This window comes from Streptomyces sp. NPDC048603 (genome assembly GCF_043199475.1).
In the GTDB taxonomy this organism is placed as follows: Bacteria; Actinomycetota; Actinomycetes; order Streptomycetales; family Streptomycetaceae; genus Streptomyces.
Window position 1 is genome coordinate 489,875 of record NZ_JBICVY010000007.1, and the last position, 26,612, is coordinate 516,486.

Consider the following 26,612-nt stretch of genomic DNA (forward strand, 5'->3'; position numbering starts at 1 on the left):
GGGGTCATAGCACCCGACCCCCTCCGCACCGAAACCCCGGCCGAGCCAACGGTCACTCTACCGGCCGGGGATACGGGGGAGGTCAGTGCTCCGGGTGCTCGGACTGCGCGGGATCGGAAGTGACCAGTTCGGTGAGGACTCCGTGGCAGTCCTTGGGGTGCAGGAAGGTGATCTTCGAGCCCATGGAGCCGGTGCGGGGCTGGTCGTAGAGGACCCGGACGCCCTTGCCGCGGATGGCCTCGGAGTCGGCCGTGACGTCCTCGGTGCCGAAGGCGATGTGGTGGACGCCCTCACCGTTCTTGTCCAGCCACTTCGCGACGGTGGAGTCCTCGCGGGTGGGCTCCAGGAGCTGGATGTAGGAGGCGCCGCCGTCGGAGGTCCCGTTGATCCTGAGCATGGCCTCGCGGACGCCCTGCTCCTCGTTGACCTCGGAGTGGAACACCTCGAATCCGTACGTGGCACGGTAGAACTCGACAGTCTTGTCGAGGTCGAAGCAGGCGATCCCGATGTGGTCGATTCTTGTCAGCATGGGTCCAGTGCACTGCCACGGGGCCCGGTTACGCAACGTGCGCGCGATCACACCGACGGCCCGGTGACGGCCACCGGTACCGCTCAGTACATTCGTGTGAACCCTCGTTCACTCCTCATCCAAGGGGCTGTGCCTCATGTCCGGAACGAACCACACCACTTCAGTGATCGTCGCAGGGGCCCGCACGCCCATGGGACGCCTGCTGGGCTCGCTCAAGTCCTTCTCGGGTGCCGACCTCGGCGGTTTCGCCATCAAGGCCGCACTGGACCGGGCCGGGATCTCCGGCGACCAGGTGCAGTACGTGATCATGGGCCAGGTGCTGCAGGCCGGCGCGGGCCAGATCCCCGCCCGCCAGGCCGCGGTCAAGGCCGGGATCCCCATGAACGTTCCCGCGCTGACCATCAACAAGGTGTGCCTCTCGGGCCTGGACGCGATCGCGCTGGCCGACCAGCTGATCCGCGCCGGTGAGTTCGACATCGTGGTCGCGGGCGGCCAGGAGTCCATGACCAACGCCCCGCACCTGCTGCCCAAGACCCGTGAGGGCTACAAGTACGGCGCCGTCGAGATGCTCGACGCGATGGCGTACGACGGCCTGACCGACGCCTTCGAGGGCATCGCGATGGGCGAGTCCACGGAGAAGCACAACGCCCGCCTCGGCATCGAGCGCGGCCCGCAGGACGAGTTCGCGGCGCTCTCGCACCAGCGCGCGGCGGCCGCCCAGAAGAACGGGATCTTCGAGGCCGAGATCACCCCGGTCGAGATCCCGCAGCGCAAGGGCGACCCGGTGCTCTTCGCCTCCGACGAGGGCATCCGCCCGGAGACCACGGCGGAGTCCCTGGGCAAGCTCCGCCCGGCCTTCGCCAAGGACGGCACGATCACGGCCGGCACCTCCTCGCAGATCTCCGACGGCGCCGCCGCGGTGGTCGTGATGAGCAAGGCCAAGGCCGAGGAGCTGGGCCTGGAGTGGATCGCCGAGATCGGCGCCCACGGCAACGTGGCCGGCCCGGACAACTCGCTCCAGTCCCAGCCGTCGAACGCGATCGCCCACGCCCTGAAGAAGGAGGGCCTGGAGGTCGCCGACCTGGACCTGATCGAGATCAACGAGGCGTTCGCCGCGGTCGCGGTCCAGTCAATGAAGGATCTGGGCGTGACCCCGGAAAAGGTGAACGTCAACGGTGGCGCGATCGCCCTGGGACACCCCATCGGCATGTCCGGCGCCCGCGTGGTCCTGCACCTGGCGCTGGAGCTGAAGCGGCGCGGCGGCGGCGTCGGCGCGGCCGCGCTGTGCGGCGGCGGCGGGCAGGGCGACGCGCTGATCGTGCGGGTGCCCACGTCCTGACGTCGGCGGTGCGGGCGCCGGACCAGGGGGTCCGGCGCCCGCCCCCGGCCGGGGTCACGCCCGTAGCGGTACCCGAAAAGCGAACGCGAACCGAGGAGCGCAGCACGTATGACGGTGGACGTCCCCCAGCTGGTGGCCCAGGCCCGTGAGGGGAGGCCGAGGGCGGTCGCCCGGCTGATCTCACTGGTGGAGGGGGCGTCCCCGCAGCTCCGCGAGGTGATGGCGGCCCTGGCCCCGCTCACCGGAGGGGCGTACGTGGTGGGCCTCACGGGCTCGCCCGGCGTCGGCAAGTCGACGTCGACCTCGGCGCTGGTGACGGCGTACCGCCGGGCCGGGAAGCGGGTCGGGGTGCTGGCGGTGGACCCGTCCTCGCCGTTCTCGGGCGGTGCGCTGCTCGGCGACCGGGTCCGGATGTCCGACCACGCCTCGGACCCCGGCGTGTACATCCGCTCGATGGCCACCCGCGGCCACCTGGGCGGACTGTCCTGGGCCGCGCCGCAGGCGATCCGGGTGCTGGACGCGGCGGGCTGCGACGTGATCCTGGTCGAGACGGTGGGCGTGGGCCAGTCCGAGGTCGAGATCGCGGCCCAGGCGGACACCTGCGTGGTGCTGCTGGCACCGGGCATGGGCGACGGGATCCAGGCCGCCAAGGCGGGCATCCTGGAGATCGGCGACGTCTACGTGGTGAACAAGGCGGACCGGGACGGCGCGGACGCCACGGCCCGGGAGCTGAACCACATGCTGGGGCTGGGCGAGGCGCGCGGGGCGGGGGACTGGCGGCCGCCGATCATCAAGACGGTCGCGGCCCGGGCGGAGGGCGTCGACGAGGTCGTGGAGGCCCTGGAGAAGCACCGCGCCTGGATGGACGAGCGGGGCGTGCTGGCCGAGCGGCGGGCCGCCCGGGCGGCGCGGGAGATCGAGACGATCGCGATCACGGCCCTGCGGTCGCGGCTGGCGGACGTGCACGGGGACGCGCACCTGGCCGGCCTCGCGACTCGCGTCGCTGCGGGCGAGCTGGACCCGTACACGGCGTCCGACACCCTCCTGGCCACCCTTACCGAGAGCTGAGCCCGGCGGGCGTCCGGGCCCGCTGCGCGGAGCCCGTCCGGAAGCGCCGCGCGGGCCGGATCGCACTGCGATCCGGCCCGCGCGGGCGGTTCAGGCGTTGGGGCGCTTGCCGTGGTTCGCGCCCTTCTTCTTGCGGGCCCGCCGCTTGTTGCCGCGCTTGGACATGGTGGGGCCTCCCGGTATCGGGGCAAATCGGGCGTACGCCAGTCTAGGCGTGGGCCCGGATCCCCGCTCGGGGAGTCGGACCCACGCCCGGCCCGGGCCCGGAGGCGCCCGGAAGGCCGTGCCCCGGCGCGGCTACGGCTTGCCGCGGTGGCCGCGCAGGTGCTCCGCGACCGGCGTCAGCGAGGCGTGCAGCGCGGTCAGCGCCTCCGGGGTGAGCAGGTCGATGAAGTGCTCGCGGACGGACGCCACGTGGTGCGGCGCGACCTTCCGCATCGTCTCCATGCCCTCGTCCGTCAGCACCGCGTACAGGCCCCGCCGGTCGGACTCGCAGTTCACCCGCCGGACCAGGCCCGCCGTCTCCATGCGGGTGATCTGGTGGGACAGCCGGCTCTTGGACTGCAGCGTCGCGGTCGCGAGGTCGCTCATCCGCATCCGGTGCCCCTCCGACTCCGAGAGGTTCACGAGGATCTCGTAGTCGTTGTTGGTGAGTCCGAAGGGCTGGAGATCCTTTTCCAGCTGGTGCATCAGCAGCCTGCTGACGTCCAGATGGGTGCGCCAGGCGCACTGCTCGGCATCGGTCAGCCAGCGCGTGGCCGTCTCGGTCTCCATCGTGTCCATGAAAGAACTCTACCTAAGAAGTTGAATTACGTACAAAATTAGGACGATCCGAGTCCGGTTTTCAGAGACCGAAGCGGCGCTGCAGGTCGCCCAGCTGCCCCGGCATCCGGGGGATCCCCGTCTGCCCCTGCTGGCCGTGCCCGCCCTGGGCGTACGGCCCGTGACCCGGCACACCCGGCTCCGCGCCGACCGTGCCCACCGGCTGCTCCGCCATGAGCATCTCCGTGGACTGCAGCAGGACCGTACCGGCCCCCACGAACTCGAACTGGTGCTCCTCGCCGGAGGCGCCGCCGATCCCGGCCAGCTGACGCAGACCCCCCATCACACCGGCCATGTAGCCGTGGTCGTAGTGGTGGCAGGGGGAGGGGCAGTCGGCCCAGCCCACCAGGGCCTGCGGGTCGACCCGCAGCGGCGGCTCCATGAAGACCACCGGACCGTTGGACGCCGCCACGAACTTCCCGGTTCCGATCAGGGTCAGGAAGCCCGGGACGATCGACTGCTTGAGCGCCAGGGTGGGCTGGTAGGCCAGCAGGTTCCCGGAGCGGATCGTGAGGTTGCCGTCCTCCAGGTCGTACGAGTTCACGTCGAAGGCCCGGTCGGCGAGGAGCATCTTGCCCTGGCCCTCGGCCACCACCCAGTCGGCGGCGTGCAGCGGCGAGTGGAAGCTGGAGCGCAGCAGCCCCTGGAAGCGGCCGTGTCCGATGCCGTTGAACTCGATCTGCCCGTAATAGGCGATCATCTTGCCCTTCTGCAGGAACCACTGGCTGCCCTTGAGTTCCACGCAGAAGGTGTACGCGTTGACGTTGTCGTCGGAGGGGAGCGCGTAGGGGTCCAGGACCGTCGGGCCGGCCGGGCCCGCGGGCGCCGGGGCGCCGGGCAGCGTGGCGCCCGGTCCGTAGCCGCCCGGTGCCGGGGCGCCGGCGCCGTACGGGCCGGCTCCGTAGCCGTCCATGGGGGGTCCGAACGTCACAGCTTCTCCTCCGATGCCTGTACGTACACCGCGCCCTGGCCGGACAGCTCCAGCTGGAACGCCTCGCCCGAACCGCGGCCCACCATGTCGCGCCAGCCCAGCGCCGTGGACAGCTTGTTGCGCACGTCGCCGTGGTGGGCCACGTACGCCTGGGGGTCGACGTGGACCGGGCGCTGCGGGGTGATCGGGAGCTCGATGACCCCGCCGTGGGCCATCACGGCCACCGAGCCGTGGCCCTGGAGGGTCGTGGTGAACAGGCCCTGGCCGGTGACCTGGCCGCGGACCATGCCCATGACGCCGCCCTGCGAGCCCATGAACATGGTGCCCTGCTGGAGCGTGCCGTCGAAGGCGAGCAGCCGGTCGGCCTCGACGTAGAGGGTCTCGCCCTGGAGGCTGATCACCTGGATGTGGTGGCCGCCGTGGCCGAACATCACGGTGCCGCTGCCCTCGACGGTCATCAGCGGGGTCTGCTCGTTGGCGATGCGGCGCCCGATCATGCCCATCACCCCGCCCTGACCGCCGGTCAGGTTCGGGGTGAAGGAGACGTCGCCGCGGTAGGCGAGCATCGCGCCGCGCTGACTGTAGAGCCGCTGACCCGGGATCACCTGGGCCTCGATCATCTTGGAGTTGATCTCGCGGAACGGCATCAGACGTCACCGCCGATGGTGTTGCGCTCGCTCGGCTGGACGTACACGAGCCCCTCGCCCTCGAAACGGATCTGGAACGCCTCGCCGCCGCCCTCGCCCATCAGCGTGCGGAACGTCACACCCGACTGGAAGTGCTGCTGGAGGTTGCCGGTGTGGGCGATGTAGGCGCCCGGGTCGACGGAGAGCGGGTACTGGGCGCTCACCCGCAGGACCACCGCCGGCCCGTCGGACATGATCGCCGCCTGGCCGGTGCCCTCGACGGTGGTCGTGAACAGGCCATTTCCGGTCGCCCCGCCGCGGAGCCCGGTGAAGGTGGTGCCGGTGCGGAGTCCGGCGTCGGTGCACAGCAGGTTGCTGGACTCGACGTAGAGCTTCTCGCCGCGGAGACTGACCAGATTGATCTCACTCGCGCGGTCCGCGAAGAAGCAGGTGCCATGCCCCTGTACTTCCATCACGGTCATCTGTTCGCCGGTCAGCCTGCGGGTCACCATGCCGCGCAGGCCCTCACCGCCGCCGGACATCTTCTTGAAGGACATCTGGCCGTCGTACGCAACCATGGAGCCGTTCTTCGCTTTGACGGCATCCCCGGTCAGGTCGACGGCGAGCACCTTGCTGCCTTGGAGTCGGAACTGAGCCACGGGGAGACGGTATCGGCAGCGGGCGACACCGAACAGGGCCCCTTGGCGGATATACGCCCGGACCGGTCCCCGGGGCGAGCCGGGAGCGGCCCCCGGGTCAAGATCGTGCAAAGCGGATGGGACACTGGTACGGACTACCGGCCGCCCTCCCGAAGGTTCTCCGTGGACATAAAGACCGCCTCCGCCCTGCACCGGCTGCGCCTCATCTCCGTCCCGGAGGCGCTTTCCTTCCCGGCCCTGCTGATCTTCGGTTCGCTGCTGAGCCGGATCTCGGACATCGACTACCTGATGATGCCGCTCGGCATCCTCCACGGCGTGCTGTTCGTCATCTACGCGCTCTTCCTGCTGGACGTGTGGAACAAGGCCAAGTGGCCGGTGAAGAAGGTCGCGCTGTTCTTCGTCCTCGCGCTGCTGCCGTTCGGCGGTCTGTACGGCGACAAGCTCCTCAAGCGCGAGGAGGCCGACAGCGTGGTGGCGGCCCGGGCGCGCCGGGAGGCCGGCAAGGAAGGCGCGGCCGCGTGATCGTCGCGTTCTCGGTGACCCCGCTCGGGGTCGGTGAAGAGGTCGGTGAGTACGTCGCCGACGCGGTCCGCGTGGTGCGCGAGTCCGGACTCCCGAACCGCACCGACGCCATGTTCACCACGCTGGAAGGCGAGTGGGACGAAGTGATGGACGTCATCCGGCGCGCGGTGGCGGCGGTGGAGGAGCGGGCGCCTCGGGTGTCCTTCATCCTCAAGGCCGACATCCGCCCCGGCGTGACGGACGGCATCACCTCCAAGGTGGACACGGTCGAACGGCACCTCGCCGCAGGCTGACCGCTGCCGCCGCTGTCGTTTCCGTCCGCTGAGCCCCTGGCCCTCCTTCCCGGGCCGGGGGCTCTCGCGTGCCGCGGCGGGGCGCGTCGGCGGGGCTTCGGCGGGGCTTCGGCGGGCCTTCGGCGGGAGCGGACGGTGCCGGACTACGGTGCGGCCATGGAGGCGGACGTGCACCCGGACGGTGACCTCGACGGCGACCCGGACGGTGACCTGGACGGGCTGGGCCGGGACGAGCTGGCGGCGGAGGTACGGCGGTTGCGCGCGGCGATCCGGGCGCACCGGGACAGCTCGGGCCATGCGCTGTGCTGGCACCACCCTCAGTTGTGGGGCCTGCTGCCGGAACCGATGGAGGCGGAGGTGGCCGTACCGCCGTGGCCGCGGTTCCTGCGCGGTTGCGTGCGGTACCGGGAATCCCTGGACCGGCAGCTCCCGGACGCGCCCGTGGACGACCGGGAGTACGAGGGCCCCTGAGTCAGGGCGTGTCCTTGGCGCGGCGGGCCAGGCCCAGGGCGTAGTCCGGCCACCAGGTGCCCGCCGCCGGGCCGCCGCGGCAGGTGCCGTCGGACTCGCCCGGCTGCCTGACCCACAGGTACGCGTCGACCAGCGGGTCGCCCGTACGGTCGGTGGGCGGGGTGCCCAGGGCGCGGCCGGGCGGGTTGCAGGAGGCGGCCGCCGGGTCGCCGGGGAGGGCGCCTTCGCCGTTGCGGCCGGTGTCGACGACGAAGTGCCGGCCGCCGGTGGCCCGGGAGAGCCGGGCGCCGTAGGCACGGACGGCCGCCTCGTCCTGGAAGCCGCCGGTGTTCAGGGCGAAGCCGTCGGCGTGCGCCAGACCGGCCTTCAGGAGCGGATCGGCCACCGCCTCCGGGCCGGGCCGCCGGACGGGGTCCCCGGCGTCCAGGTAGACCCGGGTGCCGGGGTTCTGCTTGAGCCGGTGCACCGCCTCGGAGAGCAGGCGCAGCTGCTCCTCGTGGCGGGCCGGCGGGGTGCACCCGTCGGCGAGCTGCGCGACGGCACCCGGTTCGAGGACCACGAGGGCGCGGGTCCGGCCGATGGCGGTGGCCAGGGCCGTGATCCAGGCCCGGTAGGCGCCGGCGTCGCGGGCGCCCCCGGCGGGGCGCGGGCCGCAGTCCCGGTGCGGGAGGTTGCGGGCGGCGACCACCAGGGTCTGCCCGGCCGCCGCGGCGGCGCGGGCGGCCCGGCTGACCTCCGGCCCAGGGTTCCCGGCCGCGGCCCACACCGCGGCGGGCCGGTCGGAGATGCGCCGGAGGACCTGCGCGTCCCCGTTGCGGCCCTGCGCCTCCCAGTCGGCTACCTGGCGGGCGGCGTCGGTGTCCGGGTCCACCCAGAAGGGCGACCCGGCGTCGTCGGCCGCCGCGGCACCGGACGGGGACCCGGACGGGGACCCGGACGGAGCCGGCGGGCCGGCCCAACCGGGCTCGGCGGAGGCGCAGCCGGCCGTCGCCAGCAGGGCGGCGAGGAACGGCGCGAGGGCCGGGGCGAGGAACGCGCGGTGGCAGTGACGGCCTGGCATCAGCTTCCTCGGGACGGATCGGCTGGGACCCTGTAACCGGGACATGACCGGGCCATCCTGACATGTCGGGCAGGTGACGGCGGGTCACGACACCGCCGGGGCGCCACCCCCGGCGGCCAGTGCGGTGCCGAGCGCCGACTGCTCGTACCGCACGTGGCGGCCGTCCCGCCGGCGGGTCAGCAGGCCCGCGCCGTGCAGTGCCTTCAGGTGGGCGGAGACGGACGACGGCGCCAGGCCGAGGCGGCGGGCGAGGGCCGTGGTCGACGCGGGCTCGGGCAGCGCGCACAGGACGTCGGCGCGCGCCCGGCCCAGCAACCGGGCCAGCGCGTCCGGGGCGCGGTCCGCGGAGGGGGCCCACAGGGCGCCGACGCCTCGCGCCGGGTACACCACGGTCGGCTGCCAGGGCGGGTCGAAGCCGCCCACCACGTCCGGCCAGACGAAGGCGCTCGGCATCAGCACCAGTCCCCGCCCGCCGAGTTCGCGGTCGTAGCGGGTCGCGCGGTCGACCGTCAGGGTGCCGGTGTCCTCGTCCCAGGTCAGGTCCGGATGCAGGCCGTCGAAGAGGGCGGCCAGGCCACCGGCTGCCAGGCGCCGGGAGTGGAAGGCGATGTCCGCCTCCAGCAGCGCCCGGAGCCGTGGCCACTCCGGTTCCACCAGGGCCCGCCAGGCCGCTTCCGAGAGATCGGCCAAGTCCTGTACGGCACGTGCCGGATCGTCCAGCATGGCCCGGCCGATGGGGCTCTCCAGCGCGCCCGGAGTGCACACCAGGGAGCGGCGCAGGTCCTCCCGGGCCGCCTCGGGGTCGGTCCGGCGGACCGCCGCCATCTCCTCCTCGAAGGTGGCGGCGGGCCCGGTCGGCGGCGGCCAGAGGAAGTCCGGGTTGTGCCCGCGGACCGGCATCAGCAGCCACAGGGGGCGGAGGTCGAGCTCCCGGGCCGCGTCCCGGATCCGCCGGATCCAGGGCAGGTGGTAGCCGTGCCGCTCCGGGCGGAGCAGCACCCGCACCGCTTCCTGGGTCTCCCAGCGGGGCGATATGGCGAACCGGCAGCGGAGAAGATCGCCGGAATTCAGGTGGTGGCGGTACGGCACGCACCTACAGTGGCGCGAGTGACGCGACGACATGTGGACTTCGAGAATCTGCACAACTTCCGTGATCTGGGCGGCTATCGGACGCGTGACGGCCGGACCGTGCGCTGGGGACGCCTCTACCGCTCCGACTCCCTCGGCAAGCTCGCCGGACCGGGAGCCGCGGCCGACCGGGAGCGGTTCGAGGCGCTGGGCGTCCGGGCCGTCATCGACCTGCGCTACCCCTGGGAGATCGAGGCCAAGGGCCGGGTCCCGGAGGCGGCGGGCCTGGCGTACCACAACTGCAGCATCGAGCACCGGCCCTACGACCAGGCGGAGATCGACCCGGAGCTCGACTCCTGGCGGTACCTCGCGGACCGGTTCGCGGAGGTCGCCGACGACGGCACCGCCGAACTGCGGCAGGCCCTGGAGGTGATCGCCGACTGGGACGCCCCGCAGGTCTTCCACTGCGCCTCCGGGAAGGACCGGACGGGGCTTCTCGCGGCCCTGCTCCTGGCCCTGCTGGGGGTCGACGAGGACACCATCGCCGCCGACTTCGCCCTCACCGAACTGGCCACCGCCCGCCTGGTGGCCGACTGGCACGCGGCCCACCCCGGCCGGGAGCTGCGCTGGCCGGCGTACGGGCGGGCGCCGGAGGAGGTCATCCGCCTCTTCCTGGCGGACCTGACCGCGGCGTACGGCTCCGTGCACGGATACGCCACCACCCGGCTGGGCGTGGACGAGGACCTCCTGGCCCGGCTCCGCAAGCGGCTGCTGGCCGACTGATTCGGCCGAGGCCGAATCACTGGGCCGCGGCGGGTCCCGGCGGCAGGGTCGACGCATGCCGACCGAAACCGCTGCCGGCGCCGCCCCGGCGTCCGGTTACCGCTCCGTGTTCCGGGTCCGGGAGTTCCGGGCCGTGTTCGCCGCACACCTGGTGTCCGTGCTGGGGGTGGTGGTCGCCGAGATCGCCCTGACCGTGCTGGTGTACCGGCTGACCGGGTCGCCCCTGCTGAGCGCGCTGACCTTCGCCCTGGGGTTCCTGCCGTACGCCGTCGGCGGGACCCTGCTCGCGGGACTCGCCGACCGGTACCCGGCCCGGCGGCTGCTGGTCGGCTGCGACCTGGTGTGCGCCGCGGCGGCCGCCGCCATGGTGCTGCCGGGGACACCGGTCGCCCTGCTGCTCGGCCTGCGCTGTGTCATGGCGCTGGTCGCGCCGCTCTTCCAGGGCACCCGGGCCGCCTCCCTGCCCGACGTCCTCGGTGACGGGGACGCCTTCGTGCTCGGGCGGTCGCTGCTGCGGATGGTCGCGCAGGGCGCCCTGCTCGCCGGATTCGGGCTGGGCGGGCTGCTGCTCACCGTGATCCAGCCGCGCGCGGCTCTGGTCCTGACGGCGGCGGGGTTCGCCGGGTCAGCGCTGCTCCTGCGCCTGGGCACCCGGGCCCGGCCCCCCCGGTCCGGGGGCGGGCCCCGGACCTCGCCGTTCGCCGGGTTCCGCGCGGTGTTCGGGGACCGGTGGCTGCGCGCGCTCACCCTGCTGTTCTGGGTGCCGCCGCTCTTCCTGGTCGTGCCGGAGGCCCTGATGGCCCCGTACGCCGAAGGGCTCGGCGCCGGGCCGGCCGCACTGGGTCTGCTGATGTGCGCCCTGCCCGTCGGCACCGTCGCGGGCGAACTGTGGGCCGGGTCCGCGCTCGGCCCGCGGGCCCGGGCCCGGATCACCGTGCCGCTGGCCGCCGTCGGGCTGCTGCCGCTCGCCGGGTACGCCGTACGGCCCGGCCTCGCCGCCGCCCTGGCCCTGCTGCTGCTCGCCGGGCTGGCTCACGCCCACACCCTCGGGCTGGACCAGTGGTACGTCGCCGCGCTGCCGGAAGAACTGCGCGGCCGGGCCATGACCCTGCTGAGCACGGGGCTGATGACGCTCCAGGGGGCCGGGATGGCGGCGGCCGGGCTGGCCGCCGAGTTCCTGCCGGTGCATCTGGTCGTCGCCGGGGCCGGGGTCCTCGGGACGCTGTGTGTGGCCGTGCTGCTCGGCGAGGTGGTGCGATCGAGGAATGAGACGGCCCTTTCCACCAAATGACCGGCCGGTAAGGTCTGGTACGTGCCCAAGCCGCTCAGCCTTCCCTTCGATCCCATCGCCCGCGCCGACGAGCTCTGGCAGCAGCGCTGGGGCCCGGTGCCCTCGATGGCCGCGATCACCTCGATCATGCGGGCCCACCAGATCCTGCTCGGCGAGGTCGACGCGGTGGTGAAGCCGTACGGGCTGACCTTCGCCCGCTACGAGGCGCTGGTGCTGCTGACCTTCTCCAAGTCCGGCGAGCTGCCGATGTCGAAGATCGGCGAGCGGCTGATGGTCCACCCGACCTCGGTCACCAACACCGTGGACCGCCTGGTGAAGTCCGGTCTGGTCGCCAAGCGGCCCAACCCGAACGACGGCCGCGGGACCCTGGCCTCGATCACGGACAAGGGCCGGGAGGTCGTGGAGGCCGCGACCCGGGACCTGATGGGGATGGACTTCGGGCTCGGCGTGTACGACGCGGAGGAGTGTGCGGAGATCTTCGCGATGCTCCGGCCGCTGCGGGTCGCCGCCGCCGACTTCGACGAGTCGTAGCAGGCCGCGGGCGGGTAAGCGGGGTCACGTCCGGGGAAGCGGCGCCCGGGTCAAGATCTCGCAAACCGGACCGTTACGCTCGACGGCATGAAACGAAGCGTGCTGACCCGCTACCGCGTCATGGCCTACGTCACCGCCGTGATGCTGCTGATCCTCTGTGCCTGCATGGTGGCGAAGTACGGCTTCGGCACCGGCGCCGACCTGACCTTCGCGGTCTCGCAGGCGCACGGCGTGCTCTTCATGATCTACCTCGTGTTCGCCTTCGACCTGGGCTCCAAGGCCAAGTGGCCGTTCGGGAAGCTGCTGTGGGTGCTGGTCTCCGGCACCATCCCGCTGGTCGCGTTCTTCGTCGAGCGCAAGGTCCGCGCCGAGATCGAACCGCTGGTCTCCGGCGCCCCCGTCACCGTTCAGGCGTAGATCCGGAGCCCTTCGGGACACGGGTGCCACGGGCGCCGCGGCCTCCAGGCCGCGGCGCCCTTACGCGTTCCGGGGGACTCCGGAGGACTCCCCGGAGTTTGCCATCGACATTTACTAGGACGTCCTAGTAAATTCGCAGCATGGACGCTGACGCCATCGAGGAGGGCCGCCGCCGCTGGCAGGCCCGTTATGACAAGGCCCGCAAGCGCGACGCCGACTTCACCACGCTCTCCGGCGATGCCGTCGACCCGGTCTACGGACCCCGGCCCGGCGACACCTACGAGGGCTTCGAGCGGATCGGCTGGCCGGGCGAGTACCCGTACACCCGAGGACTGCACCCCACCGGCTACCGGGGCCGCACCTGGACGATCCGGCAGTTCGCCGGTTTCGGCAACGCCGAGCAGACCAACGAGCGCTACAAGATGATCCTGGCCGCCGGCGGCGGCGGACTCTCGGTGGCCTTCGACATGCCCACCCTGATGGGCCGGGACTCCGACGACCCGCGCTCCCTGGGCGAGGTCGGGCACTGCGGTGTGGCCATCGACTCCGCCGCCGACATGGAGATCCTCTTCAAGGACATCCCGCTCGGCGACGTGACCACGTCGATGACCATCTCCGGCCCCGCCGTCCCGGCCTTCTGCATGTACCTGGTCGCCGCCGAGCGCCAGGGGGTCGACCCCGCGGTGCTCAACGGCACGCTGCAGACCGACATCTTCAAGGAGTACATCGCCCAGAAGGAGTGGATCTTCGCTCCGGAGCCGCACCTGCGGCTCATCGGCGACCTCATGGAGTACTGCGCCAACGGCATCCCCGCCTACAAGCCGCTCTCGGTCTCCGGCTACCACATCCGCGAGGCGGGTGCGACGGCCGCGCAGGAGCTCGCCTACACCCTGGCCGACGGCTTCGGCTACGTGGAGCTCGGCCTCTCCCGCGGCCTGGACGTGGACCACTTCGCCTCCGGCCTCTCCTTCTTCTTCGACGCCCACCTCGACTTCTTCGAGGAGATCGCCAAGTTCCGGGCCGCCCGCCGGATCTGGGCGCGCTGGATGAAGGAGGTCTACGGAGCCAAGACCGACAAGGCGATGTGGCTGCGCTTCCACACCCAGACGGCCGGGGTCTCGCTCACCGCCCAGCAGCCGTACAACAACGTGGTGCGGACCGCCGTGGAGGCCCTGGCGGCCGTGCTCGGCGGCACCAACTCCCTCCACACCAACGCCCTCGACGAGACCCTCGCGCTGCCCAGCGAGCAGGCCGCCGAGATCGCCCTGCGCACCCAGCAGGTGCTGATGGAGGAGACCGGCGTGGCCAACGTGGCCGACCCGCTGGGCGGCTCCTGGTACGTCGAGCAGCTCACCGACCGCATCGAGGCCGACGCGGAGAAGATCTTCGACCAGATCAAGGAGCGCGGCCTGCGGGCCCACCCGGACGGCAGGCACCCGATCGGTCCGATCACCTCGGGCATCCTCCGCGGCATCGAGGACGGCTGGTTCACCGGCGAGATCGCCGAGTCCGCCTTCCAGTACCAGCGCTCGCTGGAGAAGGGTGACAAGCGGGTCGTCGGCGTCAACTGCCACGACGGCTCGGTCACCGGCGACCTGGAGATCCTCCGGGTCAGCCACGAGGTGGAGTGGGAGCAGGTCCGGGTCCTGGGCGAGCGCAAGGGCCGGCGCGACGAGGCGAAGGTGACCGGCGCGCTGGCGGCCATGCTCACCGCGGCCCGGGACGGCTCGAACATGATCCCGGCCATGCTGGACGCCGTACGGGCCGAGGCCACGCTCGGGGAGATCTGCAACGTGCTGCGCGAGGAGTGGGGCGTGTACGTCGAGCCGCCCGGCTTCTAGGCGCCCGGCCGGCCCCCCGCCGGCCCGCATCCGGCCCCGTCGCGAATCCCCTGCGCGGCGGGGCCGTTTTCGCGCCGGGCCGGGCCGGGCCGGGTCGGCACGGGTCGGGGGCAGGGACAGGGGCCGGGGTCAGGCGGCGGGGCCGCGCAGACCGTGCATCAGCAGGGCCGTGAAGGTGGCCACCCACTCCTCGTCCACCGGCTCCGAGCTGACCAGCGCGCGGTGCACCACGGTCCCGGCGATCACGTCGAAGATCAGGTCGGTGGTGCGGCCGGCGAGGGACTCGTCCTCCTCGTAGGGGAGTTCGCCCCGGGCCTGGGCGCGTTCCCGGCCCAGGACGACCAGGTGCTTCTGCCGGTCCACGATCGCCGACCGGATCCGGTCACGGAGCGCCTCGTCCCGGGTGGACTCGGCGACCACCGCCATCAGGGCCGTACGGGCCTCCGGGCGCCGCAGCAGCTCCGCGAACCGGAGCACCACGTACTCGACGTCCGCCTCCAGCGAGCCGCGGTCCGGCAGCTCCAGGGAGTCGAACAGCTCCGCGACCGCGTCCACGACCAGCTCGTTCTTCCCGGCCCAGCGCCGGTAGAGGGTGGTCTTGGCGACACCCGCGCGGGCCGAGACATCGCTCATCGTCAGCTTGGACCAGCCCAGCTCGCAGAGCGCGTCCCGGGTCGCCGCGAGGATCGCGGCGTCCGCCGCTGCGCTGCGCGGACGGCCGGTGCGGCCGGAACTGGAGCCAAGCGTGTGCATGGCAGAGGACCATACCCGTCAGTAGGGAAACCGCCATGACCCTCGTCACCGTCCATGTCGGCGGGACCGCACCTGTGGCTGACGTCACGGCCACGGATGCTTACGGGGGAGTTACGCTACGACTCGTAGCGTAAGAGCGAGACCGATGCGACAACCACGCAACCGCTACCGGCGCCAGGTGGGGACCAGGCGCCAAACAGTCGGATTTCCGGCTTTCCGGCGAACTTTTTCGCAGGCGCGCGCACACGGGGGAGGATGTACGCATGCAGCCCAGAAACATGTCCATGAGCGGCGTCGTCGACCTCGCCGCGGTGAAGGCAGCCGGCGAGGCCAAGGCCAAGGCGGAGCAGGCGCGGGCGGAGACCGCCCGGCAGGGCGGTTCCGCAGCGGTGCCGCCGTCCGCGCTCGTCATCGACGTCGACGAGGCCGGCTTTGAACGTGATGTGATCCAGCGGTCCACCGAGGTCCCGGTCGTCATCGACTTCTGGGCCGAGTGGTGTGAGCCGTGCAAGCAGCTCGGCCCGCTGCTGGAGCGGATGGCCGTGGAGGCCAACGGCCGCTTCGTGCTGGCCAAGGTGGACGTCGACGCCAACCAGATGCTGATGCAGCAGTTCGGCATCCAGGGCATTCCGGCGGTCTTCGCGGTGGTGGCCGGCCAGGCCCTGCCGCTGTTCCAGGGCGCCGCGCCCGAGCAGCAGATCCGCGAGACCCTCGCCCAGCTGATCCAGGTCGCCGAGGAGCGCTTCGGCCTGACCGGGATCACCGTGGACCCGGACGCCGAGGACGCCCCCGGCGCCGGTGCCGGTGCGGGGGCCGCCGTGCCCGTGGGCCCGTACGACTCGCTGCTGGAAGCGGCCATGCGCGCGCTGGACGCCGGTGACCTGGGCGGTGCCGTCCAGGCGTACAAGAACGTGCTGGCCGAGGACCCGGCGCACCCGGAGGCCAGGCTGGGGCTGGCCCAGGCCGAACTCCTCTCCCGGGTGCAGGACATGAATCCGCAGGCGGTGCGCGCCGCGGCGGCGGAGAACCCGCGGGACCCGGCGGCGCAGATCGCGGCGGCGGACCTGGACCTGGTGGGCGGACACGTCGAGGACGCCTTCGGGCGGCTGGTCGACACCGTGCGGGTGACCGCCGGCGAGGACCGGGACGCGGTGCGGCTGAGGCTGCTGGAGCTGTTCGAGGTCATCGGCGCCGACGACCCGCGGGTGACGGCGGCCCGTACCGCCCTTGCCCGGGTGCTCTTCTGAAAGCCCACGGAGCCTCGACGATTTATTGACACGGAGACGAACAGCGCCTGCGCTTTACCAAAACTTGGTAATGGGAAGAGCTGTTACTGGGAGTAAGTCGAACCCCCGGTTCTGTCCGCTTGCGGATGGAATCGGGGGTTCTGTCGTGGCCCTGGGTGGCACCCTCTGTGGCGACCCGGAAGCCGCGCGTCGCACCCCGGTTATCCAGCCGTTACCCGCGAGTAACGAACCCCCTTGTGCGGCGGCCTGGAATGGACCACGATCGGCCACGCTCGGTCCATCCCGCAGAGCCCTCACCCGGAGCTGAGGAGATGGGTCCCCACCGAGTGGACCGGTGGCTGTGCCGCCGGCCCGGGACAGGGGGGTCTCTGCCGAACCGGCAGGGCCTGTCCTCCAGGTTGCGCGGACGCGTGGCCCAGTGGTTGTCGCTCGGGGGTGATCGCCGGTGTACCTGTCGCGGATCCGCGCCTCGGTCTCCTGCGCTCCTTCCCGAGGACGTAGCACTTCTCCCATCCCAGGACGGGCAGGGCCCGGACCGGAGATGTACGTCCGAGAAGGAGGAACAACATGAATTCCCAGGTTCGTGGCGGGACCAGATGGAAGCGCTTCGCGCTCGTCATGGTCCCCAGCATCGCGGCCACCGCCGCGGTGGGCGTGGGTCTGGCGCAGGGCGCACTCGCGGCGTCCTTCAGCGTCTCCGGCCAGGACTTCAAGGTCCGCGCCGACAAGCTTGAGGGCAAGGACCTGATCCAGTACGGCGGTGTCGCCGAGGGTCACGACCTCAAGGGCAACCCGGCCCACCACCCGGTCACCATCTCCGGGTTCAGCGAGGCCAAGATCACCAACATGTGCCAGTCGCTGGTGACCCCGATCCCCGGCATCGGCAACATCACGCTGAAGCTGCAGACCGGTCACAAGGGCCGTCCGGCCGTGGCGAAGAACATCTACCTGGATGTCGCCGAGCTGGACGCAGACGCCGAGTTCGAGAACCTCGACATCGGCGTGGCCGTGGGCGACCCCAGCCACAAGACGAAGCCGCAGCCCGGCACGGTGAAGAGCCCGTACGCGTTCTCGCAGCGCGCCGACAAGGCGACGCTGTCCAACGTGCGGCAGAAGGCGTGGGCGACGACGGCGGGCACCTTCAGCCTGCCCGACCTCAAGCTCCGCCTGCTCGGCGGCGACCAGCCGTGCTACGAGGACGAGAAGTAGTCCGTCCCCGTCGCAGGACCGGACGGGCGGGCCGCGGAGGCCAGTGCCCCGCGGTGCGCTCCGCCCGTCCGGGCTCCACGTAGTTCTCCAGTACCACCGTTTCCAGGGAGCTGTGTCCATGAACCCCCAGGCCCCGGTCAACGCCGCTCGCGACCACTGGCTCACCGTGGTGTACTACCGCTTCCACACCTGGAGCGGCGCGCGGCCGTTCTGGGCAGGGCTGTTCACCCTGCTCGCCGGTGTGCCGATCGCCTACTTCCCGTACGCGGACCTCCGGCTCGGCAGCGTCACCCTCGCGATGGCGACGACCGGCGGTGCCGGCGCCCTGATCATCGGAGTCCTGCTGATCACCCTGGGCCTCGCCCTCTGGTTCCAGCAGTCGATCCGGATCTTCGCGGGTGTGGCCACGCTCCTGCTCGGCCTGGTGTCGCTGCCGGTGTCCAACCTCGGCGGCTTCTTCATGGGCTTCCTCTGCGCACTGGTGGGCGGCTGCCTCGCCCTGTCGTGGGCGCCGGGCATCCCCGTCGAGGAGCCGGCCGGACAGCCCGCCGAGGCGATGGCCGCGGCCGCCGTCCCCGGCCCCCGCGCCATGGAAACGGATCACGCGACCGAGACGAGCGGCCACGCCGATGGCGGGAGGAACAGTGCGGGGTGACGAGACGCAGCGGGCCGTGGCCCCAGACGCAGAGTCCCGTGAAAGGAAGGGCCCGCGGCACGCGGCGCCCAGGAAGTCGCTGCTGACGAAGCTCCAGATACCCGTCGGCAAGACCATGGCGCTCGCCGCGATGCCCACGGCCGTGTTCGTCGGCATGGGCATGGGGCCGAAGCTGGCCCTGGCCGACGAGAAGGACATCCCGTTCGCTCCGGGACCGTGCGTGACACGCTCGGACGAGCCGAAGGACGAGGAGAGCAAGTCCGCGTCCCCGTCCCCGTCGGCCTCGAAGAGCCCCTCCAAGACGCCCTCGCCGGGTGCCTCGCCCGGCGCGAGCCCCTCGGCGCGATCGAGCAAGGCGCCGGCCCCCACGCCGTCGGCTTCCTCGTCCTCCCAGGCGAAGCCCCAGAAGCAGAGCCCGTCCGCGCCGACCGCGTCCCCGTCCCCGACCGCCACGCAGAAGGCCGACCCGCTCGACCCGCTGGGCCTGAGCGACAAGGTCGGTGACTTCTTCGACGGGCTGACCGGCAAGCAGCCCACCGCAACTCCCACCGCTCCCGCCGCTCCCACCACGCCCGCCCCTTCGCAGCCACCGGCTGCTCCGCACCCGCAGGAGCAGGCGATCCGGGACGCCGCCAAGCAGGCCGGCGTACGGGTCGGCGAGCTCTCCGACGAGGTCAAGGGCACCAAGGCCAACCCCAAGGACGAGACCGGCAAGCCCGGCACCGGGGACGAGCAGACCGGCATCAAGGACGCCAAGGACGACACGTCCGCCAAGGACGCCGAGGACGACAAGGCCGCCGACGCGAAGAAGGACAAGGACGGCAAGGAGCCGTTCCCCTGCCCGACGTACGACGCGAAGGCCCTGGCCGAGGCCGAGCTCGAACCCGGCATCCCCCTCCTGCCGGACGAGCCCTGGTACCTGGACAGCTCGCTGCTGACCCTCTACGGGCTGAAGTACCACGGCATCGTCGAGGTGAAGACGGGGAGCGGCAAGGTCAAGAAGGTACTGAAGTTCACCGCGGACTCGCTGGACATCAAGGACCTCTACCAGACCGTGGGCAAGAGCGGGAACGTCGCGCACCTCAAGTCGCGGCCCGGCTCCACCTCGAAGATCCGCGGGGGCACGGTGACCATGTACACCGAGTCCCTGAAGGGCAACCTGTTCGGGATCATCCCGATCGAGTTCAGCCCGAACAGCCCGCCTCCGCTGGACGTCCCGTTCGCCTTCTTCACCAAGGTCAAGGTCGTCCAGGCCGGCCAGTTCGGCGGCACCCTGACCGTCCCGGGCCTGAAGAACTACATCGGCCCGCCCGAGTAGCGGCGTACCCGCGCACACCGCGACAACGGCCGAGGCCCGCACCCCGGGAAGGGGGTGCGGGCCTCGGCGCGCTGTGCGGGCGCTCGGTGTGGGGACGGCCTCAGTCGAGGTCGCCGCCGCCCAGGTGGTGGACCCGGACCATGTTGGTGGTGCCCGGGACGCCGGGGGGCGAACCGGCCGTGATGATCATGGTGTCGCCCGGGTTGAAGCGCTTGAGCTTGAGCATCTCGCCGTCCACCAGGTCGACCATCGCGTCCGTGTTGTCCACGAACGGGACGATGTGGGACTCGACGCCCCAGCTCAGGGTGAGCTGGTTGCGGGTGTTCACGTCGGTGGTGAAGGCCACGATCGGCTGGGAGGCGCGGTAGCGCGCCAGCCGGCGGGCGGTGTCGCCGGACTGGGTGAAGGCGACCAGCGCCTTGCCGTCCAGGAAGTCGGCGATCTCGCAGGCCGCACGGGCCACGGAGCCGCCCTGGGTGCGCGGCTTCTTGCCCTGGACCAGCGGCTGCAGGCCCTTGGAGAGCAGCTCCTCCTCGGCCGCCGCGACGATCTTCGACATCGTCTTGACGGTCTCGATCGGGTACTGGCCGACCGAGGACTCGGCGGACAGCATGACCGCGTCCGCGCCGTCCAGGATGGCGTTGGCCACGTCGGAGGCCTCGGCGCGGGTCGGCCGGGAGTTGGTGATCATCGACTCCATCATCTGGGTCGCGACGATCACCGGCTTGGCGTTGCGGCGGCACATCTCGATGAGCCGCTTCTGGACCATCGGGACCTTCTCGAGCGGGTACTCGACGGCCAGGTCACCGCGCGCCACCATGACGGCGTCGAAGGCGGCGACCACGGCCTCCATGTTCTCCACCGCCTGCGGCTTCTCGACCTTGGCGATGACGGGGACCCGGCGGCCCTCCTCGTCCATGACCTGGTGGACGTCGCGGACGTCGTTGGCGTCACGGACGAAGGACAGCGCGACCATGTCGCAGCCCATCCGGAGGGCGAAGCGGAGGTCCTCCTTGTCCTTCTCCGACAGGGCGGGCACGTTGACCGCCGCACCGGGCAGGTTGATGCCCTTGTGGTCGGAGATGACACCGCCCTCGATGACGACGGTCTTGACCCGGGGGCCCTCGACCGAGATCACCTGGAGCTCGACGTTTCCGTCGTTGATCAGGACCTGGTCGCCCTTGGTGACGTCCCCCGGCAGACCCTTGTAGGTGGTGCCGCAGATGGACTTGTCGCCCGGGACGTCCTCGGTGGTGATGGTGAACTCGTCACCGCGCACCAGCTCGACGGGACCCTCGGCGAAGGTCTCGAGACGGATCTTGGGTCCCTGCAGGTCGGCGAGGACGCCGATGGCGCGCCCGGTGTCCTCGGCGGCCTTCCGGACGCGGTCGTACCGCTCCTGGTGTTCTGCCTGGGAGCCGTGGCTGAAGTTGAATCGGGCCACGTTCATGCCTGCCTCGATGAGTGCTTTCAGCTGCTCATACGAGTCGACGGCGGGGCCCAGCGTGCAGACGATTTTGGAACGGCGCATAAGCGGATCCTATCCCGTTTGTTTCGTAGCGGAATATTCCGTCTGGCGGAAAGTCCAAGTGACTAGCGAGTAACGAGCGCGTAGCTCTGCTCGGCGATTTCCAGCTCCTCATCGGTCGGGATCACGGCGACGGCCACCCGCGCCCGGTCGGCGGAGACGATCCGCGGCTCCGGGGAGCGCACGGAGTTCGCCTCCGGGTCCAGCACCAGACCCAGCGCGTCCAGTCCGTCCACGGCAGCTTCCCGCACCTCGGCCGAGTTCTCGCCGACCCCGGCCGTGAAGACCACCGCGTCCACCCGGCCGAGCGCCGCCGTGTAGGCGCCGATGTACTTCCTCAGCCGGTACGTGTACGTCGCGAAGGCGGTCCGCGCCGCCTCGTCGCCCTCGCCGGCCCGGCGCAGCACCTCCCGCATGTCGTTGTCCCCGCACATGCCCAGCAGACCGCTCCGCTTGTTCAGCAGCGAGTCGATCTCGTCGACGGACAGTCCGCCGACCCGGGCCAGGTGGAAGATCACCGCCGGGTCCAGATCGCCCGAGCGGGTGCCCATGACCAGGCCCTCCAGTGGGGTCAGCCCCATCGAGGTGTCCACGCACACCCCGCCCCGGACCGCCGACGCCGAGGCGCCGTTGCCCAGGTGCAGCACGATGACGTTCACCTCCTGCGGGGCCTTGCCCAGCAGGGCCGCCGCGGCCCTCGACACGTACGCGTGCGAGGTGCCGTGGAAGCCGTACCGGCGGACGGAGTACTTCGCCGCGGTCTCCGCGTCGATCGCGTACCGGGCGGCGTGGTCCGGGATCGTCGCGTGGAAGGCAGTGTCGAACACCGCCACCTGCGGGATGTCGGGGCGCAACGAGAGCGCCACCCGGATACCGGTGATGTTGGCCGGGTTGTGCAGCGGGGCCAGCGGCACCAGCTTCCCGATCTCCGCGAGCACCTCGTCGTCGACGAGGGTGGGCTCGGTGAACCGGGTGCCGCCGTGCACCACCCGGTGGCCGACAGCGGCGAGTTCGGGAGAGTCCAGGCCCAGCCCGTCCGCGGCCAGTTCCGCCGCCACGGCCTTCAGCGCCTCCGCGTGGTCGGCGATCGGCCCGAGCTGCTCGCGCTTCCCGCCGCCGGCCGGCGACCCGTGGACCAGGCGGGAGGTCTCTTCGCCGATCCGCTCGACCAGGCCGACGGCCAGCCGGGACCGGTCGGCCATGTCGAGCAGCTGGTACTTCACCGACGAGGAGCCGGAGTTGAGGACGAGGACGCGCGATGCGGTCGCGTTCACTGGGGAGGTCTTCCTTACTTCGCCGACGGGGACGCGGACGGAGGCGCGGACGGGGGCACGGACGGGGGCTGGGACTGGATCGCCGTGATCGCGATCGTGGTGACGATGTCCTGGACCAGGGCGCCGCGCGAGAGGTCGTTGACCGGCTTGCGCAGTCCCTGGAGCACCGGGCCGACCGCGACGGCGCCGGCCGAACGCTGCACGGCCTTGTAGGTGTTGTTGCCGGTGTTGAGGTCCGGGAAGATCAGTACGGTCGCCCGGCCGGCCACCTTGGAGTCCGGCAGCTTGGTCGCGGCCACGTCGGCGTCCACGGCCGCGTCGTACTGGATCGGGCCCTCGATCATCAGGTCCGGGCGCTGTGCGCGGACGAGCTCGGTGGCCTTGCGGACCTTGTCCACGTCCGCGCCGGAACCGGAGGTGCCGGTGGAGTACGAGAGCATCGCGATCCGCGGCTCGACCCCGAAAGCGGCCGCGGTGGAGGCGGACTGGACGGCGATGTCGGCGAGTTGCTCGGCGTCCGGGTCCGGGTTGACCGCGCAGTCGCCGTAGACGAGGACCTTGTCGGCCAGGCACATGAAGAAGACCGAGGACACGATCGAGGCCTCGGGCTTTGCCCTCCCGTCGCCCGCCACCACCCTGCCTGACGCGCTTCGCGCGGCTGTGTTGGTCTTGATGATCTCGAAGGCGGGCCGGATGGTCGCCGCGGTGGAGTGCACCGAGCCGGACACCATGCCGTCGGCCAGGCCCTCCTGGACCATCAGGGTGCCGAAGTAGTTCACGTCGGTGACCACGTCGCCCGCGAGCTCGACGGTCATCCCCTTGTGCGCGCGGACCCGCGCGTAGTGCTCGGCGAATCGTTCCCGCAGGGGGGAGGTGGCCGGGTCGACGACCTCGGCCCGGCTGATGTCCACGCCGAGGTCCGCGGCCTTCTTCAGCACCGCCTGGGTCTCGCCCAGCAGGGTCAGTTCGCAGACCCCGCGCCGCAGTATCACGTCCGCGGCGCGCAGCACCCGCTCCTCGGTCCCCTCGGGCAGCACCACCCGGCGGCGCCCGGAACGCGCCTGCTCCAGCAGCGCGTTCTCGAACATCATCGGGGTGACCCGCTCGGACCGGGCCACCGAGAGCAGGCCGCGCAGCTCCGCGGTGTCCACGTGCCGCTCGAACAGGCCGAGCGCGGTCTCCAGCTTGCGGGGCGTCGCCGAGTTCAGCCGGCTCTGCAGGGAGAAGAGTTCGGTGGCGGTCGGGAAGCTGTTGCCGGCCACCGACACCACCGGGGTGCCCGGCGCCAGCTTCGAGGCCAGGGTCAGGACGTCCCCGCCGGGGCGTTCGCCCAGGGTCAGGAGCACCCCGGCGATCGGCGGGGTGCCGGCGGAGTGCGCGGCCAGTGCGCCGACCACCAGGTCGGAGCGGTCGCCGGGGGTGACCACCAGGCAGCCCGGGGTCAGGGCGTTGAGGAAGTTCGGCAGGTGCGCGCCGCCGAAGACGAAGTCCAGGGCGTCCCGGGACAGCCCGGCGTCGTCACCGAGCAGTACCTCGCCGTCGAGCGCCCGGGTGATCTGGGCGACGGTCGGCGCGGCCAGGGACTTGTCGTCCGGCAGGACGTAGCAGGGGACCGGCAGCCGGGCGGCCAGCCGCTCGGCTATCGCCGCGCGGTCCTCCGCCGCCACCCGGTTCACCACCATGGCGACCACCTGGCAGCCCAGGCTCTCGTACGCGCGGTGGGCGTTGCGGGCCTCGGCGCGCACGGACTCGGCGGGCTGCCCCGTGCCTCCGACCACCGGGATGACGACGGCGCCCAGCTCGTTGGCGAGCCGGGCGTTGAGGGCCAGCTCGTCGGGCAGGTTGGTCTCGGCGTAGTCGGTGCCGAGGACCAGCATGACGTCGAAGTCGCGGGCGGCCCGGTGGTAGCGGTCGACCAGCCGGGAGACCAGCTCGTCGGTGCCCTTCTCGGCCAGGACGGCGGAGGCCTCGTGGTATTCCATGCCGAAGGCGGTCGCCGGGTCCTGCTCCAGCCGGTAGCGGCCCCGCAGGACGTCGAAGAGGCGGTCCGGGGCGTCGTGCAGGAGGGGGCGGTAGACGCCGACCCGGCCGGTCTGGCGGGTCAGCAGATCCATGAGTCCCAGCTCGATGACCTGTCGGCCGTCCCCCCGGTCGATGCCGGTCAGGTACACGCTGCGCGTCACGCCTGCTCTCCATCCTTGTCGGCGGCTGCCGTGTCCGTGTGTGAAATTTCCCGTCAGGGTGGGCTCGGCCTCTTGACAATACCCCTCGCGCTGGCTAGAGCGCTTGCCGGGATCATGGTCCCGGGATGGGGTCAACGGGGCCATTGGTGCGTTCGTGAATGGACCAGCACAGAGCGCGCCCGGCCTCTCGTGCGTGAAACAATCGGACAAGCTTCGCAGAAGACCAGGAATGGGCGACGAGGAGCAGGAGGCGCAGCGCGATGCGTATCGGAGTTCTTACCGCAGGCGGCGACTGCCCGGGCCTGAACGCCGTCATCCGGTCGGTCGTGCACCGTGCCGTCGTCGGACACGGGGACGAGGTCATCGGCTTCGAGGACGGCTTCAAGGGACTCCTCGACGGCCACTTCCGCCCGCTGGACATCAACGCGGTCAGCGGCATCCTGGCCCGCGGCGGAACGATCCTGGGCTCGGCCCGCCTGGAGCGCGACCGGCTGCGCGAGGCCGCCGAGAACTGCGCGGCCCTGTCCCGGAAGTACGCCCTGGACGTGCTGATCCCGATCGGCGGCGAGGGGACCCTGACCGCTGCCCGGATGCTGTCCGACGCGGGCATGCCGGTGGTCGGCGTACCGAAGACCATCGACAACGACATCTCCGCCACCGACCGCACCTTCGGCTTCGACACCGCGGTCACGGTGGCCACCGAGGCCATGGACCGGCTCAAGACCACCGCCGAGTCCCACCAGCGCGTGATGGTCGTCGAGGTGATGGGCCGGCACGCCGGCTGGATCGCCCTGGAGTCCGGCATGGCCGGCGGAGCCCACGGCATCTGCCTGCCCGAGCGTCCGTTCGAGGTGGCCGACCTGGTCAAGATGGTCGAGGAGCGGTTCGCCCGCGGGAAGAAGTTCGCCGTCATCTGCGTGGCCGAGGGCGCGCATCCGGCCGAGGGCTCGATGCCGTACGAGAAGGGCGCGATCGACCAGTACGGGCACGAGCGCTTCGCCGGCATCGGCAACCGGCTCGCCATCGAGCTGGAGCACCGCCTCGGCAAGGAGGCCCGTCCGGTCATCCTCGGTCACGTCCAGCGCGGTGGTGTGCCCACCGCCTACGACAGGGTCCTGGCGACCCGCTTCGGCTGGCACGCGGTCGAGGCCGCCCATCGCGGGGACTTCGGCAACATGACCGCCCTGCGCGGTACCGACATCGTCATGGTGCCGCTGGCGTCCGCGGTCACCGAGCTGAAGAGGGTGCCGGAGTACCGCATGTACGAGGCGGAGTCGGTCTTCTGACCGGGGTCCCCCGCCGGGCGCGGCTACTCCGCGCCCCGGGCCAGGGTCCAGAACCGGTCCACGATGTCCGCGAGGTACTCCCGGCCCGCGTCCCCGCTGCCGGCCTCGCCCACGCCGCCGCCCCAGCTGAGCGTGGCGACCATGCGTGACTGGTACTCGGAGTGCAGGCGTTCGAGTACGAGCTCCAGGTGGTCCTTGGGTACCGGCAGCAGCTTGGCCAGCGGCTTGATGTACCCCTGCCAGCGGGTGGTGGCCGCGCTGCGCAGCAGCCCGGCGAGTTCCTCCTGCTTCCCGGTGGCGGCCACGTACTGCGGAAGGGACAGGGCCAGTACGGCGGCCAGGGCGGCGGACTGCCGCTCGTTGCCCTTCCAGCGGCCGGAGTCCTCCATCTTCTGGTAGGAGTTCGCCTCCAGTCCGACCCGGCGGGCGAGGTCGTCCACGGAGAAGCCGCGGGCGATCCGGTGCTCCCGCAGCGTGACCGGCTCGGCCAGCAGGTCGCCGGGCGAACACCACAGCACGCCCGCGAGGGCGGTCAGTTCCGTGGAGCTGGGCGATGCCTCGCCGAGCTCCCAGGACATGATCGTCTCGGGGTCGACGAGGAGTCCGTACTGGGCGCGCAGGCCATAGGCGACGTGGCCGGGCGCCATACCCAGCGCCACGCGCAGGCGGCGGGCGGCGGGGGCGTTGAAAGGTGGGCTCTGGTGCACGAGGCACACGCTAGAAGTGGCCGGGGTGTGCCGACTACAGGCTGTTCACCCAAGGTCACAACTCGTAGGAATCTCCTAGGATGGTCGGCGCTTTGGTCCGTTTTTCCCGTGACCGCGAGGTAACCGATTAGCGGAAGATCTACTTCCGTCACTCGCTGTAGCCGAGTCGTGCTCACCTTTTCGGCCAAGCGTACGCGATAC

At 71.5% G+C, this 26,612-nt stretch carries 28 protein-coding genes; 15 read left to right on the forward strand and 13 right to left on the reverse strand.

The features are described from left to right. Positions 1–82: 82 nt before the first annotated feature. Positions 83–529, reverse strand: a complete 447-nt coding sequence (gene mce, locus ACGFQ9_RS20200; RefSeq protein WP_393575299.1) for a methylmalonyl-CoA epimerase — start codon at positions 527–529, stop codon at positions 83–85. A 136-nt stretch (positions 530–665) separates the two neighbouring features. Here mce and ACGFQ9_RS20205 point away from each other — a divergent pair, with 136 nt between their 5' ends. Both ACGFQ9_RS20205 and meaB read left to right on the forward strand, forming a co-directional pair. Beyond that, a complete protein-coding gene (locus ACGFQ9_RS20205; RefSeq protein WP_393575301.1) occupies positions 666–1,868 on the forward strand; it encodes an acetyl-CoA C-acetyltransferase in 1,203 nt (400 codons plus the stop codon). A 108-nt stretch (positions 1,869–1,976) separates the two neighbouring features. Further along, positions 1,977–2,936 (forward strand): methylmalonyl Co-A mutase-associated GTPase MeaB, encoded by a 960-nt coding sequence (meaB, locus tag ACGFQ9_RS20210; RefSeq protein WP_393575302.1) that lies wholly within the window; start codon positions 1,977–1,979, stop codon positions 2,934–2,936. A gap of 90 nt (positions 2,937–3,026) precedes the next feature. Here meaB and ACGFQ9_RS20215 read toward each other — a convergent pair whose 3' ends face one another. The 5 genes from ACGFQ9_RS20215 to ACGFQ9_RS20235 all read right to left on the reverse strand — a co-directional run bounded on the left by ACGFQ9_RS20215 (position 3,027) and on the right by ACGFQ9_RS20235 (position 5,974). Further along, positions 3,027–3,101: a 50S ribosomal protein bL37 gene (locus tag ACGFQ9_RS20215; RefSeq protein WP_373297613.1), complete on the reverse strand. Its 75-nt coding sequence runs from the start codon at positions 3,099–3,101 to the stop codon at positions 3,027–3,029. 132 nt (positions 3,102–3,233) lie between these two features. Next, positions 3,234–3,710, reverse strand: coding sequence for a MarR family winged helix-turn-helix transcriptional regulator (locus tag ACGFQ9_RS20220; RefSeq protein WP_393575395.1), 477 nt, complete (start codon positions 3,708–3,710; stop codon positions 3,234–3,236). A 70-nt stretch (positions 3,711–3,780) separates the two neighbouring features. Beyond that, on the reverse strand, positions 3,781–4,689 hold the full coding sequence (locus tag ACGFQ9_RS20225) for an AIM24 family protein (protein WP_393575303.1): 909 nt from the start codon (positions 4,687–4,689) through the stop codon (positions 3,781–3,783). Further along, positions 4,686–5,336 carry an AIM24 family protein gene (locus tag ACGFQ9_RS20230; RefSeq protein WP_393575305.1) on the reverse strand — a complete coding sequence of 217 codons (651 nt, stop codon included), beginning with the start codon at positions 5,334–5,336 and terminating at the stop codon, positions 4,686–4,688. The genes ACGFQ9_RS20225 and ACGFQ9_RS20230 overlap by 4 nt, the downstream gene beginning before the upstream one ends. Beyond that, positions 5,336–5,974, reverse strand: coding sequence for an AIM24 family protein (locus ACGFQ9_RS20235; RefSeq protein WP_393575306.1), 639 nt, complete (start codon positions 5,972–5,974; stop codon positions 5,336–5,338). The genes ACGFQ9_RS20230 and ACGFQ9_RS20235 overlap by 1 nt, the downstream gene beginning before the upstream one ends. Positions 5,975–6,136: 162 nt before the next feature. Here ACGFQ9_RS20235 and ACGFQ9_RS20240 point away from each other — a divergent pair, with 162 nt between their 5' ends. From ACGFQ9_RS20240 to ACGFQ9_RS20250, 3 genes are all read left to right on the forward strand, one after another. Then, entirely contained in the window at positions 6,137–6,496 is a 360-nt protein-coding gene (locus ACGFQ9_RS20240) for a DUF3817 domain-containing protein (protein ID WP_393575308.1), read from the forward strand. Beyond that, positions 6,493–6,789, forward strand: a complete 297-nt coding sequence (locus ACGFQ9_RS20245) for an MTH1187 family thiamine-binding protein (protein WP_393575309.1) — start codon at positions 6,493–6,495, stop codon at positions 6,787–6,789. Before ACGFQ9_RS20240 ends, ACGFQ9_RS20245 begins: the two co-directional genes overlap by 4 nt. A 135-nt stretch (positions 6,790–6,924) precedes the next feature. Beyond that, a complete protein-coding gene (locus ACGFQ9_RS20250) occupies positions 6,925–7,260 on the forward strand; it encodes a hypothetical protein (protein ID WP_393575310.1) in 336 nt (111 codons plus the stop codon). A 1-nt stretch (position 7,261) separates the two neighbouring features. Here the strand turns inward: ACGFQ9_RS20250 and ACGFQ9_RS20255 are convergent, their stop codons facing one another. Further along, positions 7,262–8,320, reverse strand: a complete 1,059-nt coding sequence (locus ACGFQ9_RS20255; RefSeq protein ID WP_393575312.1) for a glycoside hydrolase family 6 protein — start codon at positions 8,318–8,320, stop codon at positions 7,262–7,264. A gap of 84 nt (positions 8,321–8,404) precedes the next feature. Further along, positions 8,405–9,409, reverse strand: coding sequence for a DUF5937 family protein (locus ACGFQ9_RS20260; protein ID WP_393575314.1), 1,005 nt, complete (start codon positions 9,407–9,409; stop codon positions 8,405–8,407). Positions 9,410–9,427: 18 nt separating this feature from the next. Here ACGFQ9_RS20260 and ACGFQ9_RS20265 point away from each other — a divergent pair, with 18 nt between their 5' ends. The 5 genes from ACGFQ9_RS20265 (at position 9,428) to ACGFQ9_RS20285 (ending at position 14,251) form a co-directional block, all read left to right on the forward strand. Continuing rightward, positions 9,428–10,171 (forward strand): tyrosine-protein phosphatase, encoded by a 744-nt coding sequence (locus tag ACGFQ9_RS20265; protein WP_393575316.1) that lies wholly within the window; start codon positions 9,428–9,430, stop codon positions 10,169–10,171. Positions 10,172–10,226: 55 nt separating this feature from the next. Further along, positions 10,227–11,462 (forward strand): MFS transporter, encoded by a 1,236-nt coding sequence (locus ACGFQ9_RS20270; RefSeq protein ID WP_393575318.1) that lies wholly within the window; start codon positions 10,227–10,229, stop codon positions 11,460–11,462. A 21-nt stretch (positions 11,463–11,483) separates the two neighbouring features. Beyond that, positions 11,484–11,993: a MarR family winged helix-turn-helix transcriptional regulator gene (locus tag ACGFQ9_RS20275; protein WP_393575320.1), complete on the forward strand. Its 510-nt coding sequence runs from the start codon at positions 11,484–11,486 to the stop codon at positions 11,991–11,993. Positions 11,994–12,080: 87 nt separating this feature from the next. After that, positions 12,081–12,410: a DUF3817 domain-containing protein gene (locus ACGFQ9_RS20280; protein ID WP_393575321.1), complete on the forward strand. Its 330-nt coding sequence runs from the start codon at positions 12,081–12,083 to the stop codon at positions 12,408–12,410. A gap of 140 nt (positions 12,411–12,550) precedes the next feature. Continuing rightward, positions 12,551–14,251 (forward strand): methylmalonyl-CoA mutase, encoded by a 1,701-nt coding sequence (locus ACGFQ9_RS20285; protein WP_393575322.1) that lies wholly within the window; start codon positions 12,551–12,553, stop codon positions 14,249–14,251. A gap of 129 nt (positions 14,252–14,380) precedes the next feature. On the opposite strand, the gene ACGFQ9_RS20290 is transcribed toward ACGFQ9_RS20285, so the two are convergent. Further along, positions 14,381–15,004 carry a TetR/AcrR family transcriptional regulator gene (locus ACGFQ9_RS20290; RefSeq protein WP_393575324.1) on the reverse strand — a complete coding sequence of 208 codons (624 nt, stop codon included), beginning with the start codon at positions 15,002–15,004 and terminating at the stop codon, positions 14,381–14,383. A 263-nt stretch (positions 15,005–15,267) separates the two neighbouring features. Between ACGFQ9_RS20290 and ACGFQ9_RS20295 the strand changes: the two genes are divergently transcribed. From ACGFQ9_RS20295 to ACGFQ9_RS20310, 4 genes are all read left to right on the forward strand, one after another. After that, entirely contained in the window at positions 15,268–16,251 is a 984-nt protein-coding gene (locus tag ACGFQ9_RS20295) for a tetratricopeptide repeat protein (protein WP_393575325.1), read from the forward strand. A 567-nt stretch (positions 16,252–16,818) separates the two neighbouring features. Next, positions 16,819–17,460, forward strand: a complete 642-nt coding sequence (locus ACGFQ9_RS20300) for a DUF6230 family protein (protein WP_393575327.1) — start codon at positions 16,819–16,821, stop codon at positions 17,458–17,460. A 118-nt stretch (positions 17,461–17,578) separates the two neighbouring features. Further along, entirely contained in the window at positions 17,579–18,115 is a 537-nt protein-coding gene (locus tag ACGFQ9_RS20305) for a DUF6114 domain-containing protein (RefSeq protein WP_393575328.1), read from the forward strand. Continuing rightward, positions 18,105–19,433 carry a hypothetical protein gene (locus ACGFQ9_RS20310; protein WP_393575330.1) on the forward strand — a complete coding sequence of 443 codons (1,329 nt, stop codon included), beginning with the start codon at positions 18,105–18,107 and terminating at the stop codon, positions 19,431–19,433. The genes ACGFQ9_RS20305 and ACGFQ9_RS20310 overlap by 11 nt, the downstream gene beginning before the upstream one ends. Before the next feature lie 100 nt (positions 19,434–19,533). Here the strand turns inward: ACGFQ9_RS20310 and pyk are convergent, their stop codons facing one another. The 3 genes from pyk to pta all read right to left on the reverse strand — a co-directional run bounded on the left by pyk (position 19,534) and on the right by pta (position 24,418). Further along, positions 19,534–20,964, reverse strand: a complete 1,431-nt coding sequence (pyk, locus tag ACGFQ9_RS20315; protein WP_393575331.1) for a pyruvate kinase — start codon at positions 20,962–20,964, stop codon at positions 19,534–19,536. Between the two features lie 62 nt (positions 20,965–21,026). Then, the gene (locus ACGFQ9_RS20320; protein ID WP_393575333.1) at positions 21,027–22,235 is read right to left on the reverse strand and encodes an acetate kinase; all 1,209 of its coding nucleotides are present in this window, start codon (positions 22,233–22,235) and stop codon (positions 21,027–21,029) included. Between the two features lie 14 nt (positions 22,236–22,249). Then, complete coding sequence (gene pta, locus ACGFQ9_RS20325; protein WP_393575334.1) at positions 22,250–24,418, reverse strand: phosphate acetyltransferase; 2,169 nt, start codon at positions 24,416–24,418, stop codon at positions 22,250–22,252. 260 nt (positions 24,419–24,678) lie between these two features. Between pta and ACGFQ9_RS20330 the strand changes: the two genes are divergently transcribed. Next, positions 24,679–25,704, forward strand: coding sequence for an ATP-dependent 6-phosphofructokinase (locus tag ACGFQ9_RS20330; RefSeq protein ID WP_393575336.1), 1,026 nt, complete (start codon positions 24,679–24,681; stop codon positions 25,702–25,704). Between the two features lie 23 nt (positions 25,705–25,727). Here the strand turns inward: ACGFQ9_RS20330 and ACGFQ9_RS20335 are convergent, their stop codons facing one another. Then, the gene (locus tag ACGFQ9_RS20335) at positions 25,728–26,351 is read right to left on the reverse strand and encodes a helix-turn-helix domain-containing protein (protein ID WP_393575397.1); all 624 of its coding nucleotides are present in this window, start codon (positions 26,349–26,351) and stop codon (positions 25,728–25,730) included. Positions 26,352–26,612: the final 261 nt, after the last annotated feature.

Excerpts from the sequence above, each read along its gene's own strand:
- mce (WP_393575299.1), bottom strand. The coding sequence starts at position 529 with ATGCTGACAAGAATCGACCACATCGGGATCGCCTGCTTCGACCTCGAC.
- ACGFQ9_RS20205 (WP_393575301.1), top strand. The coding sequence starts at position 666 with ATGTCCGGAACGAACCACACCACTTCAGTGATCGTCGCAGGGGCCCGC.
- meaB (WP_393575302.1), top strand. The coding sequence starts at position 1,977 with ATGACGGTGGACGTCCCCCAGCTGGTGGCCCAGGCCCGTGAGGGGAGG.
- ACGFQ9_RS20220 (WP_393575395.1), bottom strand. The coding sequence starts at position 3,710 with ATGGAGACCGAGACGGCCACGCGCTGGCTGACCGATGCCGAGCAGTGC.
- ACGFQ9_RS20230 (WP_393575305.1), bottom strand. The coding sequence starts at position 5,336 with ATGCCGTTCCGCGAGATCAACTCCAAGATGATCGAGGCCCAGGTGATC.
- ACGFQ9_RS20255 (WP_393575312.1), bottom strand. The coding sequence starts at position 8,320 with ATGCCAGGCCGTCACTGCCACCGCGCGTTCCTCGCCCCGGCCCTCGCG.
- ACGFQ9_RS20270 (WP_393575318.1), top strand. The coding sequence starts at position 10,227 with ATGCCGACCGAAACCGCTGCCGGCGCCGCCCCGGCGTCCGGTTACCGC.
- ACGFQ9_RS20280 (WP_393575321.1), top strand. The coding sequence starts at position 12,081 with ATGAAACGAAGCGTGCTGACCCGCTACCGCGTCATGGCCTACGTCACC.
- ACGFQ9_RS20285 (WP_393575322.1), top strand. The coding sequence starts at position 12,551 with ATGGACGCTGACGCCATCGAGGAGGGCCGCCGCCGCTGGCAGGCCCGT.
- ACGFQ9_RS20290 (WP_393575324.1), bottom strand. The coding sequence starts at position 15,004 with ATGCACACGCTTGGCTCCAGTTCCGGCCGCACCGGCCGTCCGCGCAGC.
- ACGFQ9_RS20295 (WP_393575325.1), top strand. The coding sequence starts at position 15,268 with ATGCAGCCCAGAAACATGTCCATGAGCGGCGTCGTCGACCTCGCCGCG.
- ACGFQ9_RS20300 (WP_393575327.1), top strand. The coding sequence starts at position 16,819 with ATGAATTCCCAGGTTCGTGGCGGGACCAGATGGAAGCGCTTCGCGCTC.
- ACGFQ9_RS20305 (WP_393575328.1), top strand. The coding sequence starts at position 17,579 with ATGAACCCCCAGGCCCCGGTCAACGCCGCTCGCGACCACTGGCTCACC.
- pyk (WP_393575331.1), bottom strand. The coding sequence starts at position 20,964 with ATGCGCCGTTCCAAAATCGTCTGCACGCTGGGCCCCGCCGTCGACTCG.
- ACGFQ9_RS20330 (WP_393575336.1), top strand. The coding sequence starts at position 24,679 with ATGCGTATCGGAGTTCTTACCGCAGGCGGCGACTGCCCGGGCCTGAAC.
- ACGFQ9_RS20335 (WP_393575397.1), bottom strand. The coding sequence starts at position 26,351 with ATGGCGCCCGGCCACGTCGCCTATGGCCTGCGCGCCCAGTACGGACTC.